The following is an 18,665-nucleotide window of genomic DNA, read 5'->3' on the forward strand; positions in this document are numbered from 1 at the left end:
TCACTTTTGTTATTAATCATCTAATTCTTGCCATCTAGCGTAGGCAACTTCGAGTTTTGACTCATCTATAGCTAACTGGTTCAATATATTATTACTTTGCTCTTGGCTTTGACTAAAAAAGTCAGCGTGATTAACTTTTTCCTGCAAGTCAGCAATTGATGTTTCAAGTTCATCAATAATCCCAGGTAAGTTTTCTAACTCTGTTTTCTCTTTAAATGAGCGTTTTTTCTTAACCGGGGTATTAACCTTACTATTGGCTTTTTCAGCCACAGCGACTTTAGCAACGGCCTTAGTCGCTGTTTCACGTTGTTTGTCTTTATAAGCTAAGTAATCATCAACATCATCGTAGCCACCAACGATTTGTGAAACGTGACCGGTACCATCAAAATACAAGCAACTATTGACACAGTTATTAACAAAGTCGCGATCATGGCTAACTAAAATAACTGTTCCTGCATAATTTGCAACGACTTCTTCCAATAGCTCTAAAGTTTCAATATCCAAATCATTGGTTGGCTCATCCAAAATCAATAGGTTACTGGGGCGTAAAAATAACCGAGCAAGTAACAAGCGATTTTTTTCACCGCCCGATAAGGCTCTAACGGGTGTTCGTGCACGCTTAGGACTAAAGAGGAAGTCTTGTAGGTAACCTAATACATGTCTTGGTTTACCGTTTACCACAACTTCTTGCTTACCTTCACCGACAATTTCTTGCACGGTTTGGTTAAGATCTAAGGCTTCACGATGTTGATCAAAATAAGCAATATCTAAATTAACACCTGAGCGCATTTTACCGCTGGTAGCTTCAAGATTGCCCATAATCATTTTAATCAAGGTCGACTTACCCGTACCGTTAGCACCAATAAAGGCGATGCGGTCATTTCGGGTGATCAATAAATCTAAATTTTTGATAATAACTTTATCATCAAAAGCGATAGTTATGTCTTCCGCTTCAAATACCAGCTTACCTGAACGGTCGCCTTGGGTGATATTCATCGTACTTTGATTACGAACCTCACGACGAGCTTGGCGTTCACCTCGAAGTTTCTCAAGTGCTCTTACTCGACCTTCATTGCGTGTACGACGAGCTTTTACACCTTGTCTAATCCAGACTTCTTCTTCTGCCAGCTTCTTATCAAATAGCGAGTTTTGTTGTGATTCAACCTGCAAGTCATGCGCTTTTTGCTCTATGTACAGATCATAATTGCCTGGGTAACTTTTCAAAACACCACGATCAAGGTCAATAATACGTGTCGATACGCCACGAATAAATGCCCTATCATGACTAATGAAAAGTATCGTGCCAGCAAAGTCTTTTAAAAATGACTCTAGCCATAAAACACTTTTAATATCTAAATGGTTAGTGGGTTCGTCAAGCAATAAAATATCTGGTGCTGACACTAAGGCCTTAGCTAACGCAACCTTACGTAACCAACCGCCTGAAAGGTCACAAATCTTATCGTCCGGGTTCAGCGCCAAAGTGGTCATCACTTGCTCGATACGTTGTTCGTCTTGCCAAGCGTTTGCCACTTCAAGTTGATCTTGAACATTGGCTAATTTATTAAGGTTTTTGTCTGATGGGTCTTCAGTAACATCATGAATAATTGCATGATAACGCTTAATTAAATCCGCATTTTCCTTTACACCTTGTGCAATATGATCAAAAACACTGATATCTGAAGTTTCTGGAGGATCTTGCTCTAACATCGCGACTTGCATGGTGCTAGATTTAAGCACTTGACCATCATCTAAGGTTTGAAAACCCATTAATACTTTCATTAATGTCGATTTTCCAGCACCATTTCTGCCAACCAAACAAATTCTTTCGCCCGTTTGTACACTCAGATCCGCTTTATCTAAGACTTTGTCTTCACCGAAGGCTAATTCACCTTGGGAAATACGAATTAATTCCATAAACTACAATAACTCCAAAACTTGTGCTTGTTCAAATGGCCAAAATAATTTTTTTTGGCTCGAAAGACGCTCTAAAACAGGAATGCGAACACGATACAGCGTAACTAGCTTATCATCATCGAGTATATCGACCACGCGAATATCTGTTGCAGGCATAACAGCTAGGCATAATGCCAAAGCCTCTTCACATAAATGACAGCCTTCGCTGCCATAAAGGTTAAATTTTACTGACATATTAACTCACCTTACACCTTAAGTGTAATCAACCAACTATTATGAATATGCTTGTTGCGTTGAAAGTCTTTATCTCGTGTTCTCTCGCTTATTTCTTGCACCTGTAAATTTAAGGCAGAAATAGCGTCAAAATCCATTTTAAAATTACGCTTATTATTGGTAAAAATTAATTCACCACCAGTAGCGAGTGATTTTACTCCATCAGTAATTAAACTGATGTGATCTCGTTGCACGTCAAAGCTTTCTCCCATGCGCTTTGAATTAGAGAAAGTGGGTGGGTCAATAAACACCAGATCAAATTTTTTCTCATTTTTCTTCAACCATTGCAAACAGTCCGCTTGAATAAAGTCATATTTATGACCACTGAGATTATTCAGTACAAAATTATCTTGTGCCCAACTTAAATAAGTTTTCGACATATCAACCGTGGTTACCGTATCCGCGCCATGCAATGCCGCTTGCAAAGAAACCGAACCGGTATAGGCAAACAAATTTAATAATGATTTACCCGCTGATTTTTTCGCAACAATTTGGCGGGTTTTACGGTGATCAAGAAACAGCCCAGTATCTAAAAAATCCCAAAGGTTTACTTTTAATTTCGCGCCATATTCATGCACAACCATGGATTTTTTGGTTTGTTCAACCCGTTGGTACTGATCTTTGCCCTTTTGTTTTGCCCGCGTTTTAATAATAACTTTATCGGTAGGAACGCCAAGTACCTTAGGAGCAAAATAAACAACTTCTTGTAATCTTTTCGCCACTTTCTCAGGTTCAATGATGGCTGGCGCCGTGTACTCATGAATAACCAAGTGATCGCCATAAACATCAACCGCTACATTATACTCAGGAATATCGGCATCATATAAGCGATAACATTCTATGTTTTCTTGCTTAAGCCAGCCTTTCAAGTTTTTCTTATTCTTTAATAAGCGATTACCAAAGTCTGAGTCTTTACCATCAAATTCAGTATCAACATTGCTGCTTGATACTTGCTTATCATCTAAATTATAAAGTGCAAATTGGCAATCTAATGGGCCATTTTTAAACTTATAACGTTTTAAAGTCACCATTTTCATCATGGCTAACAATTCAGTATTGGCTGTTAACACCGCCACTCGCCAATTAACAAAATGAGATTTAAACTTCTGCCCTAGTAAAGCAAAGCTTTCTACCAGTTCAGGTAGCTCACCTATTCGTTCGCCGTAGGGTGGGTTAAATAAGATAGTACCTTTAGGACCAAAGGCATTTTTTATGTCATTAGCATTTTTACACGAGAATTCAATAAACCTTTGCACGCCAGCATTTTTAGCATTTTGCTGGGCGGTTTGTAATACTCGGCTATCAAGATCAAGACCAAATACTTTAGTTTTAAGCTGCGTTAAACCAACATGTGATTGTTCAATGGCAGCAGACTTTGCTGATTTCCAGGCGGCAGGCTGATGCCCTAACCAAAAATCAAAACCCCATTGCGCTCTATCAATGCCAGGTGCATAACCTGCTGCCATTAATACCGCCTCTATCACTATAGTTCCAGAACCACACATAGGGTCAACTAAAGGCTTAGAGGTATCTTCTAACCAACCAGAACGAGTAATAATAGCGGCCGCTAAATGTTCTTTTAATGGCGCAGCACCCGAATGCTCTCGATAGCCCCTTTTAAATAAGCTACGGCCAGAGAAGTCTAAATAAATAACAACTTTTTGCTTTAACAAACGTGCTTGAAAACTTACCTGTGGCGCTGACTTATCAACTGAAGGACGTTCTTGGTTTAAATCGCGAAAATGGTCAACAACCGCATCTTTAACCGTTAAGGCACCAAATTGACTGTTTCTGATTTCGTCGCTTGTACCGACAAAATCAATGGCAAAGGTATTATCAACAGAGAACATTTCCGACCAAGTGATGGACTTTGCTACCGCATAAAGCTCATCTTTATTGTTAGCGTCACCTTCAGCCAACTTCAGCAGTATGCGAGTGGATAAGCGACAGCGCAGACAAATGTGATACGCATGTTCAATCGTTGAAGTGAAATAAACGCCCTCAGGCTTTTGAACAACTTGTTCGGCTTTCAAATCTTTAAGTTCTTGTGCCAGTAATATTTCTATACCTGGTGAGGTTAATGCTAAAAATTGCTGCATATAGGTTTCCCAATCTAATTTATGCCGCGATTATAAACAAAGACACGGGCTACTTATAGGTCTTTTACAAATTAGCGCAAACTATCTAACAATATCTGGCAAGATAAGCGGTGTTTATTTTAAATTCAGCCTAATTTCAACTAATCGTCTGAAATACGAGTCATTCACGCGCAAAAAAACAACAAGTAATAAATAAATGAGATTAATCGCTAAAATAAGTATAAAACATGTTGCAAATAAGATGATGTATCCTTATTATACGCCTCGATTTAAGGCAAGCAGCTAACCGCAATTTTAAATCATTCTTAAGCTAGAATTAAAAAAGTTGTCTTGGCTAATGTATTAAGCCATTCGGACGCGGGATGGAGCAGTCTGGTAGCTCGTCGGGCTCATAACCCGAAGGTCGTAGGTTCAAATCCTGCTCCCGCAACCAATTCTTAAGTTTGAATTAAAACAGCTTGGCTAGTTTAAGTGTTTACTTAAACTATTCGGACGCGGGATGGAGCAGTCTGGTAGCTCGTCGGGCTCATAACCCGAAGGTCGTAGGTTCAAATCCTGCTCCCGCAACCAATTCTTAAGTTTGAATTAAAACAACTTGGCTTGTTTAAGTGTTTACTTAAACCATTCGGACGCGGGATGGAGCAGTCTGGTAGCTCGTCGGGCTCATAACCCGAAGGTCGTAGGTTCAAATCCTGCTCCCGCAACCAATTCTTAAGTTTGAATTAAAACAACTTGGCTTGTTTAAGTATTTACTTAAACCATTCGGACGCGGGATGGAGCAGTCTGGTAGCTCGTCGGGCTCATAACCCGAAGGTCGTAGGTTCAAATCCTGCTCCCGCAACCAATTTTATATACCCTTCTAATATACCTACTTTACATACCCTTATATTTTTTCCAAGCTCGATATTATTTTAATGTAACAGCGATGAATTTTTCAAATAGTAGCTAAATCAATATCATCCTGCTGACACCTTAAATTTAATTAACTCACTGCAATTTTTACTACATATTTTATTAATCACTTGATACTAATATCAAATCACTTTTCTTAATATAAATCACTAAATAAACCTTCAGATAAGGTACTATAAACGGTGAATTTACATAAAGCTGAATAGCTAATAATTAAGAGAATATTTTTGATGAGCGACGAATTTACTCATATCAATGCTAATGGTGATGCCCATATGGTTGATGTAACTAAAAAAATTGTTACTGAACGTACCGCCATTGCTCAAGCCTATATTGAAATGTCTGCGCAAACCCTCGCAATGATTGTCGAAGGAAAACATCATAAAGGTGACGTATTTGCGACCGCCAGAATTGCTGGCATTATGGCGGCAAAAAAAACCAGTGAGCTTATTCCGCTTTGTCACCCGCTTATGCTGACAAAAATAGAAGTCGACATAATCGCAGAGCCAAAGCAAAACCGGGTGAAAATCACTGCGCTTTGTAAGCTTTCAGGTAAAACAGGGGTAGAAATGGAAGCATTAACTGCCGCTTCAACCGCCGCCTTGACGATCTACGATATGTGTAAAGCGGTACAAAAAGACATGATTATTACCAATATCCATTTATGTGAAAAACAAGGTGGAAAATCAGGTAGCTACCTTCATAACCCTGCGACTCAAGAAAGGATCTAATCATGATAAAAATTTTGTTTTTTGCTCGCCTACGCGAACAGTTATCCACCGATAGCTTGCAAATATCGGCCAGTGAAAATATGACAACAGAGCTAATTCGACAACAACTCGCTAACACGGATGATTTATGGGCCAAGGTTATGTCGGCTGATAGCTTACTTGTTGCGGTTAATCAGCAGATCACCGATTGGTCACATAGTGTCAATACCGGTGATGAAGTCGCTTTTTTCCCTCCTGTTACCGGAGGCTAATATGATCAACGTACAACAGAAAGATTTTGTTGTTGCAGATGAGTACCAAAAACTCGCAGATGACAACCAAGATGGCGCTGTAGTAACTTTTGTTGGTAAAGTCCGAGACTTTAATGAAGGGCTTGGAGTGCAAGGATTATCGCTAGAGCACTACCCTGGCATGACAGAAAGGGTATTGGGTGAAATAGAGGCTGAAGCACACGAGCACTGGCCGCTTAATAAGGTGATTATTATTCATCGTGTTGGCGATTTAACCCTTGGCGAACAAATTGTCTTTATTGGTGTCACGAGTCCGCATCGAAAAGCGGCCTTTGCTGCTTGCGAATTTCTTATCGATTTTTTAAAAACCAAAGCCCCATTTTGGAAAAAAGAGTTAACCAGTGAAGGCAGTAAATGGTTAGAAGCCAAAGCCAGTGACAGTAAAATTTCACAACAATGGTCGACAAAACTAACAAACTAGAAACAATGAGATTATTCATGTTAAAAATTGGACGTTATCAACATTTTAAAGGTAATTTTTACCAAGTACTACACTTAGCAACGCACAGTGAAACTGAAGAAACCATGGTGGTTTATCAACCTGAATACGGTGAAAGAGCCATTTGGGTTAGGCCACTTGCTATGTTTGATGAAATCATTGAAAGAGATGGAAAGCAGCTCAAACGCTTTCAATATGTTGGTTAAGATAGTTAACTAAAAATATAGATTGGACATTTGTCCATCACGTAAGCGAAATTTAACTTCCTTGAGTATCGATGCGAACGACCAAAAAATAATCCCTGCTGTAAATATTTGTTGGTCCCATCACGTTAATAGCCAGCTTAACAGTTGACAGACTAAAGTCCGCCCGACAAAAAACCATCCAATACTAAGTGAGGAAATCAAATCAAGGCTCTATTTGAAGATAATAATTGTTTAATGATGGAGATTAGATTGTTTCAGACTAGTCCAAAGTGTCGGGTTTACGCCAGCTATCATTTACTGTCGTGACTCTATTGATTTATTTAGCCTGCATTTCCAAGATGTTAATAATATTGCCATTGAAGATGTTAGAGTTAATGTGAACTCGGAAAAAAACCCATATTTCTAGGGATATATAATGTTTAAAGCAAGTAGGGTCAAAAATAGTAACAACGGGCAAGTTCAGCGACTCAAGCTATCGGCTTTTATATCATCATTTAAACACTTTATATCTTCAAAAAAATCATGATTAATCCCAGTATTATTATGTCTGACCTATTACAGCTATTATGTCATTTATAAAACCAATCGTGATCAACAAAAAACTCGCCAAATAGTAGCAACACCAAAAATCAATGATATTTATTTTTTTGATTTTCGTATAGTAAGCCACAACCTAAGACCCAATGAAAAATATCGTATTGCCAAAATAGTTGACATAACGGGTGACATTATTACCTTAGTTTATGGCAATTTTTGTTATCCTAACCAACACGCGACAATCAACAGTATTTATTATGGCCAGCTAACTTATAAAGACTATTTCGAAGCTAAGCGCTTTGATTATGAACATCAAGAAATTCAACAGCAATTGGCGCCCAGTGCTATTTATCAAGCGATGTGACCTATTAACAACAAAATTTTGGGACAGCGCGTAGGGCCTGAGCCAAGAAAATATCGTAGTAATATTTTTATTAAAGGTCGACGAGAGAATTTAACGGGTGAGGCTTTCCTTAAACAGCGGTTTAGTGAAACCAATTTAAAACAGGCATTTGAGTTATTTACTACCTCTGCAAACTACAACTTTGCACAAGGACAAGTGAACCTTGCACAAATGTATATTAATGGACGATATGTAGAAAAAAGCCTCAAAAAAGCACTTTATTGACTGAATCAGGCGGCACTGCAAAGTCACAAACCAGCCATTTTAAAGTATGAAATTGTTTGCAAACAACTTTCATCTTGCCAAATTTATAACTTTTTTAAAAATCTAGTTACAACAGGTGTTAATGTTAAAGTACGAAATTTAAGCACTGAACTTACGGTCGAGAACTAATGCTAATTGCACTAATTTATAATGAGTATTAGTTTGCCAATATTTTCATTATTCAACATAACTTGATGGGCAACTTCTGCATCATGCCAGCTATATTGCTGGTAAATAACCGGGCTGATTAAGCCTATTTCAAGGCAGTGATAAAAGTCTTGCGTAAATGCTTTAATTAATTTGGTTTTATATTCATTACTTCGGCTACGTAGTGTGGTGGCATGAAGATTTACTCGCTTAGCAAGCATTTTAGCGACATCAATACTTTCCGCAAAACGGCCACCTAACATTGACAAGATAACAATATGACCATCTAGCGCACATACCCTAATGTTTTTATTAACATACTCGCCGGCAACCACATCGATAATCACGTCATAGCTTTGTTTTTGTTGTTCTGCCCAAGTCACAAAGTCAGTTTGGTGATAATTAATCGCTTCATCCGCGCCTAGAGCTTTACAGGCCGATACTTTGTCTTCATGACCGACAGTAACGGTTACTGAGCAATTAAGCTGTTTAGCTAGTTGAATAGCCGCCGTGCCTACGCCACTAGCGCCGGCATGAATAAGTACATTAGCATTTGACTGTAAGTTAGCGATGGAAAATAAACATTGATAAGCGGTTAAATAAACTTCGGCTATTGCCGCACCTTGAGCATAGCTTAAATTTTCAGGCAACTTTATTAAGTGATCGGTTTTGACTTTAACGTATTCTGAGTAGGCGCCACCAGGCACAATAGCGAAAACCTTATCGCCAACATTCCAGCCGGCTTGTAGCCCACCGATAGCAAAAATTTCACCACAAGCCTCAATGCCGAGTATGCTTGATTCACCAGGCGGTGGTGGATACTGGCCTTTTTTTTGCAAAATATCTGCGCGATTAACACCAATAGCCCTGACTTTAATTAAGCATTCATCGTTACCTATTGCTGGCTTGTCAATTTCATCAAAACTTAACTGCTGTTGATCATTAATAGCTATATAACGCAATTTATTTCCTTTTATCCACGGTCTTTTATAATAGCTAGTTTGCCTTAATTAACCTTAAATACCAACGTGATAAAGGTATAAAATCAGCTAATTGAAAAAAAATTATGTTCCTGAAATGGTACTTGCTTAGCGTCAACCTTCACCACTTGTGCTTCTGGAGGACCTTTTGCTAACCACTTTAGCATTTTATCAATATTTTTCTCTTCACCACACATTAGCACTTCTACATCGCCATTAGTTAAATTACGCGCGTAACCACTTAAACTATGTTCAATCGCAATCTGTTGGCTAGAAACTCGAAAGTAAACGCCTTGAACCTTGCCACTGACATGTGCCATGTAACTTACATCCATTATTTTTCACCTTAAAATAAGCTTATTGCTATTGTTATTGTTATTTCTAACTTTCATTCCCACCAAAATTTTGAAATGAAAAATAGTTAAAATTGACCATTGCACCCTCGCCATGCATTGACTACACTCGCGCCATTATTATTGTAATTATAAGTATAGGCCTATGTCAGCAAGAATTTATTTAAAAGTTGCTCGTGAGAAATCATTACGCCGAAAACATCCTTGGATTTTTTCTCAAGCAATTAACAAAATCAAAGGTAACCCATTACTTGGTGACACGGTTGATGTCTATGACAACAAAGGCAACTGGCTCGCTAAAGGCGCATATTCTCCAGAATCTCAAATTAGAATTCGGGTTTGGAGTTTTGATATTGATGAGGAAATTGATAGCAGTTTTTTTCGTAATAAATTGTTAAGTGCGCAAAAAAGACGCGACTGGTTTATTGAAAGAGATGGTTTAACCGGCTATCGACTTATTGCTGGCGAGTCTGATGGTCTGCCGGGTATCACCATAGATAAATACGACAACTTAATTGTTTGCCAATTACTGAGCGCTGGAGCAGACTTGCACCGCTATACCTTAGTTGAATGTCTTAAAGAACTTTATCCTGGTTGCCATATTTATGAGCGTTCAGATGTTGATGTGCGCAAAAAAGAAGGTTTAGAGCCGGTAACAGGTTGGTTAACTGAACCACAAGCGTCAACCGAGTGTATTATTGAAGAGTACGGTATTAAAATTCATGTTGATGTGGCTAAAGGCCATAAAACAGGTTTTTATTTAGATCAACGTGAATCTCGTCTTGCCGCAGGTAAGTATGCCCGTGATAAGAGTGTATTAAACTGTTTTTCTTATACCGGCACTTTTGCGCTACATTGTGCCGCGGGTGGCGCTAAAGAAGTCATTAATGTTGATGTTTCTGAGTCAGCATTAGACTTAGCCAAGAAAAACGTTGAGCTTAATCAGTTAGAAGATAAAAACATCTCATTCGTCAAAGCGGATGTTTTTAAATTATTGCGTCAATACCGTGAAGAAAAACGTACTTTCGACATGATAATTCTCGACCCACCTAAGTTTGTTGAATCAAAGGCCCAACTGACGGGTGCATGTCGTGGCTACAAAGATATCAATATGTTAGCAATGCAGTTACTTAACCCTAATGGTATTTTGTTAACTTTTTCTTGCTCAGGTTTAATGGAATCAAGTTTATTTCAAAAAGTGGTTGCTGATGGAGCATTAGACGCGAAAAGAAATGCTTACTTTGTTGATAGATTACACCAAGCCGCGGATCACCCGGTATCGTCAAATTACCCTGAAGGTTACTATCTTAAAGGTTTGGTCTGCCAAGTTGAGTAACTTGGCTATATAAAGCAATCTTTAGCCATTAGATATTAGTGGCTAAACTTAATCAACCTCAGTAATATTAACACCGATCAGATAACAGTTTGCGTTATCTTCCGTCACTCTCACTACTTTGCCTATAGCATTTAAGTGCTGCACAGCGTTATTGAGCGACTGAACACTTATACGCACCGCTGTGTTTATTTCTAATGGGTGCTGCATCTCAATCGCCATTCCCGTAGCACTTAAATCACGACATGTGACTAACGCCTTGCTATTAGATTCATCGTCAATGATGGTCAAGGTTACTTCACTGTTTAACATCATGCGATAAAAGTTCCGTTTATTATCGTAATTAGTCATCACTACTCCATTATATTTTTATCGTTAGTACACTTTTATTTATATTAACGATAACTGTCAAATTATTGACTAATATTATGCATATTCTTTGATGTAGTTCAATATTCTTTTAGCTGAAATTGGAAAAGGTGTTTTTAAATTTTGTGCAAAAAGTGATACCCGCAACTCTTCTATCATCCAATAACCTTGCATTAAGGCTTTACTTATTGGTTGACCCTTAGGCTGTTGAGCAATGACTGTATCTAGTGATTTTTGCACTTTTTCAAGCTCTAACATTTTCAATCTGTCTTGATTAGGATCTATTTGCAACTTTTCTAATCGTCGTAACATGGCACTTAAATAACGGGCAATATCATCCAAACGTTGGTATCCGGCTTTAGTGATAAAGCCCTTAAAAACTAGGGTCTCTAATTGGCTTTTAATATCACCATGAGATTGCACAACATTTAATGACATTTTACCTTTCATTTTTTTGCGAACATCATGCGCCAGACTTAATACTCGCTCGACTTTAATCGCCGCACTTAAGACACAATCCGCAATTTCTGCACGAACATGTTCTTTACAGGCTTCGAACTCTGCTTGAGCACGCGGTAAGTCGCCGTATTCGTTAACTAAGAATTGACAGCCAGCAACAATGCAGTCATCTAACAAATCAGTTATCGAACCAAAGGGATTAAAATACAGCCCTAATTTAGCTTTATTGGGTAACTTTTCCTGCAAATATTTTATTGGCGACGGTATGCTCAGTAAAACAAGTCGACTGACCCCATCAAGCATGGCTTGTTCTGCTAAACTTTCATGTTCAAATAACTCAATAGCAACAGACTTATTTTTATCCACCAAAGCTGGAAAGGCTTTTATGGTGATATTAGCGACTTTCTTTTCATAGCTTTTTGGCAAGCTTTTAAAGTCCCACTGGTCGATATTACTGCGTTCAATACCTTTGTCAGCGACCTTTTTAATCGACGCTTGCACTTTACCTTGTAAACTGTCTTTCAATTCGTCAAGCTTGCGGCCTTGTTGGATCAATTTTCCATGTTCATTAACAATTTTAAAATTCATCGATAAATGCGGTACTAGCTCTAAACCTTGCCAAGCGTCTTCAGGTAGACGGGCACCGGTCATTCTTAACAACTGTTTTTCAATGGAGGTAGTTAATGCCACATCAGCATTAGTGATTGCCGCTAAACAAGCTTCGGCGTAATTAGGCGCAGGCACAAAATTACGCCTTAATGCTTTAGGTAAAGCTCGAATTAATGCCGTAATAAGTTCAAGTCGTAAAGCAGGAATCAACCAATCAAAACCAATATTTTCCACTTGATTTAATATCCCTAGCGGTATCAAAACACTGATACCGTCGTCGATATCGCCCGGATTAAAATGATAACTCAGCGGTAAGGTTAAACTGCCTTGCTGCCAGGTTTCAGGGTATTCAGTGGCGGATAATTTAACCGCACTTTCTTTTAACAAAAAGGCTTTAGTAAAGTTTAATAGTTTGGCGTCGGCTTGTTTTTGCTTTTTCCACCAAGCTAAAAAGCTGCGTTGACAAGTGACGCTTTCTGGTAGTTTTTCGCTATAAAAATCGACTAACTGCTGCTCTTCAATCAAAAAATCTCTGCGTCGAGCTTTTTGCTCTAATGCTTCAATTTCATTAACTAATTGACAATTATCTTTTAAAAATACCTCTTTAATCGTGCTTTCACCGTTAACTAACGCCTCGCGGATAAAAATTTCACGACAGGTATCAGGTTCAATTTGATTAAAGTGCACACTACGCTTAGCAACAATAATCAGACCATAGAGTGATACTTGCTCAAACCCCATCACAGCGCCCTGCTTTTTCTCCCAATGCGGTTCACTGTAGCTGCGTTTAACTAAATGCTGAGCAAGGGGTTCAATCCACAAAGGGTCAATTTTTGCTGCCATACGGGCAAATAAACGACTGGTTTCAACTAGCTCTGCTGCCATTAACCATTTGGGCGATTTTTTAGCTAAAGCAGAACCTGGGAAAATAAAGAAGGTACTGCCACGTGCACCGTTATATTCTCGGTTTTCATCTTGTTGACCTAAATGACTGAGTAAGCCTGACAATATTGCTTGATGGACCATATCTAAATTTGGATTAGTAGCGCTTTTTTCAGCTTCTTCCGATAGGTCTACTTCGATGCGGCTCATCGGAATTTTTAACTCGCGTAACGAATGCGTTAGTTGACTGTAAATATCTTGCCACTCTCGAATACGCACATAGGACAAGAATTCTTTTTGGCACATGCGACGAAATTGATTGTTGGTTAGTTGCTTTTGTTGTTCTTCAACATAACTCCACAGTTTTAATAAGCCAACAAAATCGGATTGTTTGTTCTTAAACCGGCTATGTTTTTCATCTGCTGATTGTTGCTTTTCGTGTGGACGTTCACGTGGGTCTTGAATACTTAAGGCACTGACTATAATGAATATTTGTTCAATACAGCCTAAGTCTGACGCGGTTAAAATCATTTTAGCCAAACGTGGATCAATAGGAAATTTTGCTAACGAGCGCCCTATTGGCGTTAAGGTCACTTTATTTGCCTTCGCGTCTATCGCTGCCAGCTCTTCTAATAATTTCACCCCATCAGTAATATTGCGCTTATCAGGTGGTTGAACAAACGGAAAGTCAGCAATCTCGCCGAGATCTAAAGCCAACATTTGCAATATAACGGTCGCTAAATTAGTGCGAAGTATTTCAGGATCGGTAAACTCAGGGCGGTTTAAAAAGTCTTCTTCTGAATAAAGACGAATACAGACCCCTGACGATACACGGCCACAACGACCAGCACGCTGGTTAGCACTGGCTTGAGAAATAGCCTCTATTGGCAAGCGTTGCACTTTTGTGCGGTAACTATAGCGAGAAATTCTTGCGGTGCCTGGGTCAATAACATATTTAATGCCTGGCACGGTTAAACTAGTTTCAGCAACGTTGGTGGCTAACACTATATTACGGCCACTATGGGGTTTAAATATTAAATTTTGTTCGGCAACGGTTAAACGAGAATATAGCGGTAGCACATTAGTATGGCGTAAGTTTGCTTTTTCTAATGACCGTGCGGTATCTCGAATTTCTCGTTCACCGTTGAGAAACACTAATATATCGCCACTATCATCGGCGCCTAACTCATCAACCGCATTAAGAATGCCTGAAATAACATCGCCATCATCATTGCTTTCATCACTTGCCTCGTTCAGTGGCCGATAACGCATCTCAACTGGAAAAGTTCGACCCGATACTTCAATAATGGGCGCAGGAACACCAGTAGCACTGGCAAAATGTTTGGCAAACTTTTCAGGGTCAATGGTTGCCGAAGTAATAATGATTTTTAGATCAGGACGTTTAGGGAGAATTTGGCGTAAATAACCCAGAATAAAATCAATGTTTAAACTACGTTCATGCGCCTCATCGATGATCAAGGTGTCGTATTGCCGTAACAAACGATCTTTTTGCATCTCTGCCAACAAAATACCGTCGGTCATTAACTTGATATAGCTTTGCTTGCCTACTTGGTCATTAAAGCGCACTTTATAGCCAACGGCGTCACCTAACTTGGTGTTGAGTTCTTCTGCAATACGGTTTGCTACCGTTCTAGCAGCGATGCGTCGGGGTTGAGTATGACCAATAATACCGTCAATGCCACGGCCAAGCTGCAAACATATCTTTGGAATTTGGGTGGTTTTACCTGAGCCAGTTTCGCCCGCAATAATAACCACTTGATTTTCATTAATAGCTTTAGCAATAATATCAACATTTTGTGAAACCGGTAAAGCTTCTGGGTAACTAAATTTAGGTACGTTAGCGAGACGAAGTTGTTTATTTTCTATCGATTGTTCAATCAATGCCGCTATTTGCTGTAAGCTTTTTTCTTGCTTACTCTGATCAGTAATACTTTTAACAGCCAATAAGCGCTTTTTAATGCGCGCTTTATCAGATAATTTAACCTGCTCTAAAAGGTTGAAAAGTGACTTTACGGTGACGTTTTTATTAGCTTTTTTAGTAGCAGTGGAAGTTGCGGTGATTGCAGTAGACAAGACAGACTCAAAACAGATAACAAAAAAACTATATTAACAGGTAAGCAATGGCAAATGAATAAGTATATACCCACTGTACTTGAAAATTGCCCGCTTAACGGTTGATGGAGTGAAGTTAGACCTAAAAAACAATTGCCCAACGCTATCTGATCACCCATAGGCTCGATGTAGGTTGGACTTTAGTCCATCAAGTTAAATGCAATTTAACCTTGTTTAACACATAGCCAAATAAAAATACTCGTTGCAGATCTGAGCTAACCTATCAGATTAACCACCGGCTAAACGGTTAACAGACTAAAGTCCGACCTACAAAAAAATTACCAAACGCTACGCAATTACCCGTAAGTTTTATCTGGGCCTTTGTAGGTTGGACTTTAGTCCATCAAGTTAAATAAAATTTAACTGTGCTTAACACATAGGCAAATAAAAATACCCGCGGCAGATCTGAGTTAACCTATCAGATTAACCGCTGGCTAAACGGTTGACGGACTAAAGTCCGACCTACAAAACAATTGCCAAACGCTACGCAATTACCCATAAGTTTTATCTGGGCCTTTGTAGGTTGGACTTTAGTCCATCAAGTTAAATGAAATTTAACCGTGCTTAACACATAGCCAAATAAAAAATACCCGTGGCAGATCTGAGTTAACCTATCAGATTAACCGCTGGCTAAACGGTTGACGGACTAAAGTTCGACCTACAGAAAGGACAAAAAAATAGCTATACGTTGATAATTACCCGTAAAAAAAATTTTAATTAAAGTACTCACTTTCTGTCTAACCCTAAGCGTTGACTTCATAACCTAACAACTCTATTGAGCTATATAGCTAAAAATTTACAGTTTTTTATTTTTTGTAAACTATTCACTTACCAAAGCTAATAATGCCGGTTGTGTAGTGCTTGAAAGCGATTGTTCAATGCTTCTATAAGCGTTAACAAAATCTTTTTTCAAATGAGACTTTAGATGGCCTTTAACATTTTTCATTGGCTCTTTTTTTAAAACACAAAAAAGGGCTAATGCATATAAAGTTTCAGGCTCGGTTAATGCCGCTTGGCGGTTTAAACTAGCATTATTACAAGCGCCACAACCACCTTTAAATTGATAGGCTGTATTGGCAAAAATAACACCAAAGCCCATAAAACAAGCGACAAGATCTGTCGCTTGTGGTAAATACTCTTTACCTCCTGGCGGCATAACCTTGTTTGAAATCACCAAAATACTGGCCAGTGTTTGGCTAATAGCGGCAATTAAGTCTTGTGGTTGATTCACCTGATTTGGCGTAAATCCCAGTATTAAGGCTCCATTGCTGATGGCAACCTCAGCATGATCGCCTCTAATAATTGGCCCTAAACTCAAATCTTCAATGGCGGTATTTGATGTCGGAGTGGCCGATGAAAGTTGTATCGGCCACTTTTGCATGCCCGCATAGTTTTTGGTATTTATGAACATAGCTTGAGCCATTTCATCAATACTGCTGACTGTGCCAGGATAGAACTCATTGGTCGGTAGTATTAAACGACTATCATTTTTAAGCACATTAATTTCAAAATTTTCAATAGCCCATGCAAAGGTATCAAATATCCAATTCTGGGTGTTTTCATCAATAATTTCTTTTGGACTAAAAAGTTTTGCTAACATAATTTATACTACTTTTTAAATTTTTGATTTTATGGGTTATAAAGTTAACAACACAAAAAGTAAACATGGATTATAACCCACAGGTTAATGCTTAACTTTCATCAGTTAAAGGCCTTAAACACCTAATTCTTCACATCTTGAGCCAAGGCCCACTGCCAAGCTTTAGTCTTGTATAAAGGCACTGTTGATAATGAATGGTGATGACTACCAGACGACTCTTTCGTGGAGTAAGACAGGTAAATAAGAGTTTTGTTTTCAGCATCATAAATACGTCTGACTTTTAAGCTTTTAAATAAAATACTTTTTGACTCTTTAAAGACTACTTCACCATTTTTTGAGCGATCAATTTTTGCTAAGGCTTGCGCGGATATTTCACCCGTTTGTCGACAAGCAATACTCATATCTGATGGATCAGAAAAATCTAAATCAGCTTCCACATGACTAATATGACAGGTTACCCCAGTTACAATCGGATCTTGCTTAGCGTTGATAACCACATCTTTTGTGGTAAATAAGCCCAGGCTAACTTTACCCACGTCATCTGAACAGCCAACAAGTATCATAGCGATAGATAAGCCTAGAAAGTTTTTCATGTGGCTTATGTGAGACCCATTAATAAAACGCCTTAAGGTAATTGAACCTTTCAAAATCATCAACCTTCTAATCATCTTTAAATATCCCAATAAATTCTGCACCATTTGACGATTTACTCGCGCGATACATACCTGTGCTATTAAATGGCATGGTAATATTACCCGCCGTATCAATCGCAATAATACCACCTGAGCCACCCGCCTGAACTAAAACATCATTTATCACTACGTCTGCGGCTTTCTCAAGACTAATGCCTTGATACTGCATACGCGCACAGATATCTGCGGCGACATGATAGCGAATAAAGTATTCACCGTGACCCGTTGCTGAAACAGCACAGCTGTCATTATTCGCGTATGTACCCGCACCAATAATGGGTGCATCACCAATACGCCCAAAACGTTTTGCGGTCATGCCGCCTGTGCTAGTCCCTGCTGTTAATGTACCTGATTTATCCAGTGCAACCGCGCCCACTGTGCCAAATTTATATTCATTACCCAGTGTTTGATGAGCAGCTTGAAAGTTTTTCAGTGTTTTTTCTTGCTCTACTAACTGCTTTTTAGCTTTTAATAACGACTGGTATCTCGCATCGGTATCAAAATAGCTATTTTCAACACTTTCTAAGCCTTGTTGTTTCGCAAAAACTTCCGCCCCTTCACCACTGAGCATGACATGAACCGACTTTTCCATCACGGCTTCGGCTAACGCTATTGGACTTTTGATGGTTTTCACTCCTGATACAGCGCCGGCACTTAAGGTTTTACCGTTCATTATCGACGCATCAAGTTCATGCTCGCCATCAAAAGTGTAAACTGCACCCTTGCCGGCATTGAACAATGGCGAGTTTTCTAATATTTGAATAGCAGCAATAACAGCCGCTTGACTAGATTCTCCATCTGCTAACAGAGCATAACCGGTATCACGCGCTTGTTTTAACTTAGTTTCATAGGCGTTACGCTTTTCTGTGGTCATTTTACTTTTATTTATTGTGCCTGCACCGCCGTGTATAGCGATAGCAAAAACCGGCTCTTGGTGAGCTTGCGCAGCAGCATGCATAAATAGCGGCACGCTTGCTAAGGTTAAAACAGTTGATAACAATAATTTGTTTTTCATGTGATTTCGCCGTAATGTTTAATGT

The 18,665-nt window shown here is 38.9% G+C and carries 16 protein-coding genes and 4 tRNA genes; 10 read left to right on the plus strand and 10 right to left on the minus strand.

The window, feature by feature from the left end; all coding sequences use genetic code 11:
- Positions 1-12: 12 nt before the first annotated feature.
- The 3 genes from H4J46_RS00645 to rlmKL are packed head-to-tail and all read right to left on the minus strand — an operon-like array spanning position 13 to position 4,286.
- On the minus strand, positions 13-1,914 hold the full coding sequence (locus H4J46_RS00645; protein ID WP_182231669.1) for an ATP-binding cassette domain-containing protein: 1,902 nt from the start codon (positions 1,912-1,914) through the stop codon (positions 13-15).
- Between the two features lie 3 nt (positions 1,915-1,917).
- Positions 1,918-2,148 carry a glutaredoxin family protein gene (locus tag H4J46_RS00650; RefSeq protein WP_182231670.1) on the minus strand — a complete coding sequence of 77 codons (231 nt, stop codon included), beginning with the start codon at positions 2,146-2,148 and terminating at the stop codon, positions 1,918-1,920.
- Positions 2,149-2,159: 11 nt separating this feature from the next.
- Entirely contained in the window at positions 2,160-4,286 is a 2,127-nt protein-coding gene (gene rlmKL / locus H4J46_RS00655) for a bifunctional 23S rRNA (guanine(2069)-N(7))-methyltransferase RlmK/23S rRNA (guanine(2445)-N(2))-methyltransferase RlmL (RefSeq protein WP_182231671.1), read from the minus strand.
- A gap of 356 nt (positions 4,287-4,642) precedes the next feature.
- Here rlmKL and H4J46_RS00660 point away from each other — a divergent pair.
- The 9 genes from H4J46_RS00660 (at position 4,643) to H4J46_RS00700 (ending at position 8,029) form a co-directional block, all read left to right on the plus strand.
- A tRNA-Met gene (locus tag H4J46_RS00660) sits at positions 4,643-4,719 on the plus strand.
- Positions 4,720-4,779: 60 nt separating this feature from the next.
- Positions 4,780-4,856 (plus strand) — tRNA-Met (locus H4J46_RS00665).
- A gap of 60 nt (positions 4,857-4,916) precedes the next feature.
- Positions 4,917-4,993, plus strand: a tRNA-Met gene (locus H4J46_RS00670).
- A gap of 60 nt (positions 4,994-5,053) precedes the next feature.
- Positions 5,054-5,130 (plus strand) — tRNA-Met (locus H4J46_RS00675).
- A gap of 298 nt (positions 5,131-5,428) precedes the next feature.
- The gene (gene moaC, locus H4J46_RS00680; protein ID WP_182231672.1) at positions 5,429-5,929 is read left to right on the plus strand and encodes a cyclic pyranopterin monophosphate synthase MoaC; all 501 of its coding nucleotides are present in this window, start codon (positions 5,429-5,431) and stop codon (positions 5,927-5,929) included.
- 2 nt (positions 5,930-5,931) lie between these two features.
- Positions 5,932-6,180, plus strand: a complete 249-nt coding sequence (moaD, locus tag H4J46_RS00685) for a molybdopterin synthase sulfur carrier subunit (RefSeq protein ID WP_182231673.1) — start codon at positions 5,932-5,934, stop codon at positions 6,178-6,180.
- A 1-nt stretch (position 6,181) separates the two neighbouring features.
- On the plus strand, positions 6,182-6,640 hold the full coding sequence (moaE, locus tag H4J46_RS00690) for a molybdopterin synthase catalytic subunit MoaE (protein WP_182231674.1): 459 nt from the start codon (positions 6,182-6,184) through the stop codon (positions 6,638-6,640).
- A 17-nt stretch (positions 6,641-6,657) separates the two neighbouring features.
- Entirely contained in the window at positions 6,658-6,864 is a 207-nt protein-coding gene (locus tag H4J46_RS00695) for a DUF1653 domain-containing protein (RefSeq protein WP_182135529.1), read from the plus strand.
- Between the two features lie 919 nt (positions 6,865-7,783).
- The gene (locus tag H4J46_RS00700; RefSeq protein ID WP_182231675.1) at positions 7,784-8,029 is read left to right on the plus strand and encodes a sel1 repeat family protein; all 246 of its coding nucleotides are present in this window, start codon (positions 7,784-7,786) and stop codon (positions 8,027-8,029) included.
- A gap of 179 nt (positions 8,030-8,208) precedes the next feature.
- Here H4J46_RS00700 and H4J46_RS00705 read toward each other — a convergent pair whose 3' ends face one another.
- Together H4J46_RS00705 and H4J46_RS00710 are read right to left on the minus strand one after the other, a co-directional pair.
- Positions 8,209-9,177 carry an NAD(P)H-quinone oxidoreductase gene (locus tag H4J46_RS00705; RefSeq protein ID WP_182231676.1) on the minus strand — a complete coding sequence of 323 codons (969 nt, stop codon included), beginning with the start codon at positions 9,175-9,177 and terminating at the stop codon, positions 8,209-8,211.
- 83 nt (positions 9,178-9,260) lie between these two features.
- Positions 9,261-9,530, minus strand: a complete 270-nt coding sequence (locus H4J46_RS00710; RefSeq protein ID WP_182231677.1) for an acylphosphatase — start codon at positions 9,528-9,530, stop codon at positions 9,261-9,263.
- A 163-nt stretch (positions 9,531-9,693) separates the two neighbouring features.
- Here H4J46_RS00710 and H4J46_RS00715 point away from each other — a divergent pair, with 163 nt between their 5' ends.
- Positions 9,694-10,884 carry a class I SAM-dependent methyltransferase gene (locus H4J46_RS00715; protein ID WP_182135525.1) on the plus strand — a complete coding sequence of 397 codons (1,191 nt, stop codon included), beginning with the start codon at positions 9,694-9,696 and terminating at the stop codon, positions 10,882-10,884.
- 48 nt (positions 10,885-10,932) lie between these two features.
- On the opposite strand, the gene H4J46_RS00720 is transcribed toward H4J46_RS00715, so the two are convergent.
- The 5 genes from H4J46_RS00720 to H4J46_RS00740 all read right to left on the minus strand — a co-directional run bounded on the left by H4J46_RS00720 (position 10,933) and on the right by H4J46_RS00740 (position 18,640).
- Positions 10,933-11,232 carry a PilZ domain-containing protein gene (locus H4J46_RS00720; protein ID WP_182231678.1) on the minus strand — a complete coding sequence of 100 codons (300 nt, stop codon included), beginning with the start codon at positions 11,230-11,232 and terminating at the stop codon, positions 10,933-10,935.
- 75 nt (positions 11,233-11,307) lie between these two features.
- A complete protein-coding gene (gene hrpA, locus H4J46_RS00725; protein WP_220462891.1) occupies positions 11,308-15,294 on the minus strand; it encodes an ATP-dependent RNA helicase HrpA in 3,987 nt (1,328 codons plus the stop codon).
- Positions 15,295-16,153: 859 nt separating this feature from the next.
- Positions 16,154-16,933 (minus strand): hypothetical protein, encoded by a 780-nt coding sequence (locus H4J46_RS00730; RefSeq protein ID WP_182231679.1) that lies wholly within the window; start codon positions 16,931-16,933, stop codon positions 16,154-16,156.
- A gap of 122 nt (positions 16,934-17,055) precedes the next feature.
- Positions 17,056-17,526 carry a CreA family protein gene (locus H4J46_RS00735; RefSeq protein WP_182231680.1) on the minus strand — a complete coding sequence of 157 codons (471 nt, stop codon included), beginning with the start codon at positions 17,524-17,526 and terminating at the stop codon, positions 17,056-17,058.
- Between the two features lie 67 nt (positions 17,527-17,593).
- Positions 17,594-18,640 (minus strand): isoaspartyl peptidase/L-asparaginase family protein, encoded by a 1,047-nt coding sequence (locus H4J46_RS00740; protein WP_182231681.1) that lies wholly within the window; start codon positions 18,638-18,640, stop codon positions 17,594-17,596.
- Positions 18,641-18,665 lie beyond the last annotated feature (25 nt).

The organism is Colwellia sp. MB02u-6 (assembly GCF_014077095.1).
GTDB lineage: Bacteria > Pseudomonadota > Gammaproteobacteria > Enterobacterales > Alteromonadaceae > Cognaticolwellia.

Coding starts and splice junctions, on each gene's coding strand:
- H4J46_RS00645 (WP_182231669.1), bottom strand. CDS start 1,914: ATGGAATTAATTCGTATTTCCCAAGGTGAATTAGCCTTCGGTGAAGAC.
- H4J46_RS00710 (WP_182231677.1), bottom strand. CDS start 9,530: ATGGATGTAAGTTACATGGCACATGTCAGTGGCAAGGTTCAAGGCGTT.
- H4J46_RS00720 (WP_182231678.1), bottom strand. CDS start 11,232: ATGACTAATTACGATAATAAACGGAACTTTTATCGCATGATGTTAAAC.
- moaE (WP_182231674.1), top strand. CDS start 6,182: ATGATCAACGTACAACAGAAAGATTTTGTTGTTGCAGATGAGTACCAA.
- moaD (WP_182231673.1), top strand. CDS start 5,932: ATGATAAAAATTTTGTTTTTTGCTCGCCTACGCGAACAGTTATCCACC.
- H4J46_RS00730 (WP_182231679.1), bottom strand. CDS start 16,933: ATGTTAGCAAAACTTTTTAGTCCAAAAGAAATTATTGATGAAAACACC.
- H4J46_RS00740 (WP_182231681.1), bottom strand. CDS start 18,640: ATGAAAAACAAATTATTGTTATCAACTGTTTTAACCTTAGCAAGCGTG.
- H4J46_RS00650 (WP_182231670.1), bottom strand. CDS start 2,148: ATGTCAGTAAAATTTAACCTTTATGGCAGCGAAGGCTGTCATTTATGT.
- H4J46_RS00715 (WP_182135525.1), top strand. CDS start 9,694: ATGTCAGCAAGAATTTATTTAAAAGTTGCTCGTGAGAAATCATTACGC.
- rlmKL (WP_182231671.1), bottom strand. CDS start 4,286: ATGCAGCAATTTTTAGCATTAACCTCACCAGGTATAGAAATATTACTG.
- H4J46_RS00735 (WP_182231680.1), bottom strand. CDS start 17,526: ATGAAAAACTTTCTAGGCTTATCTATCGCTATGATACTTGTTGGCTGT.
- H4J46_RS00695 (WP_182135529.1), top strand. CDS start 6,658: ATGTTAAAAATTGGACGTTATCAACATTTTAAAGGTAATTTTTACCAA.
- moaC (WP_182231672.1), top strand. CDS start 5,429: ATGAGCGACGAATTTACTCATATCAATGCTAATGGTGATGCCCATATG.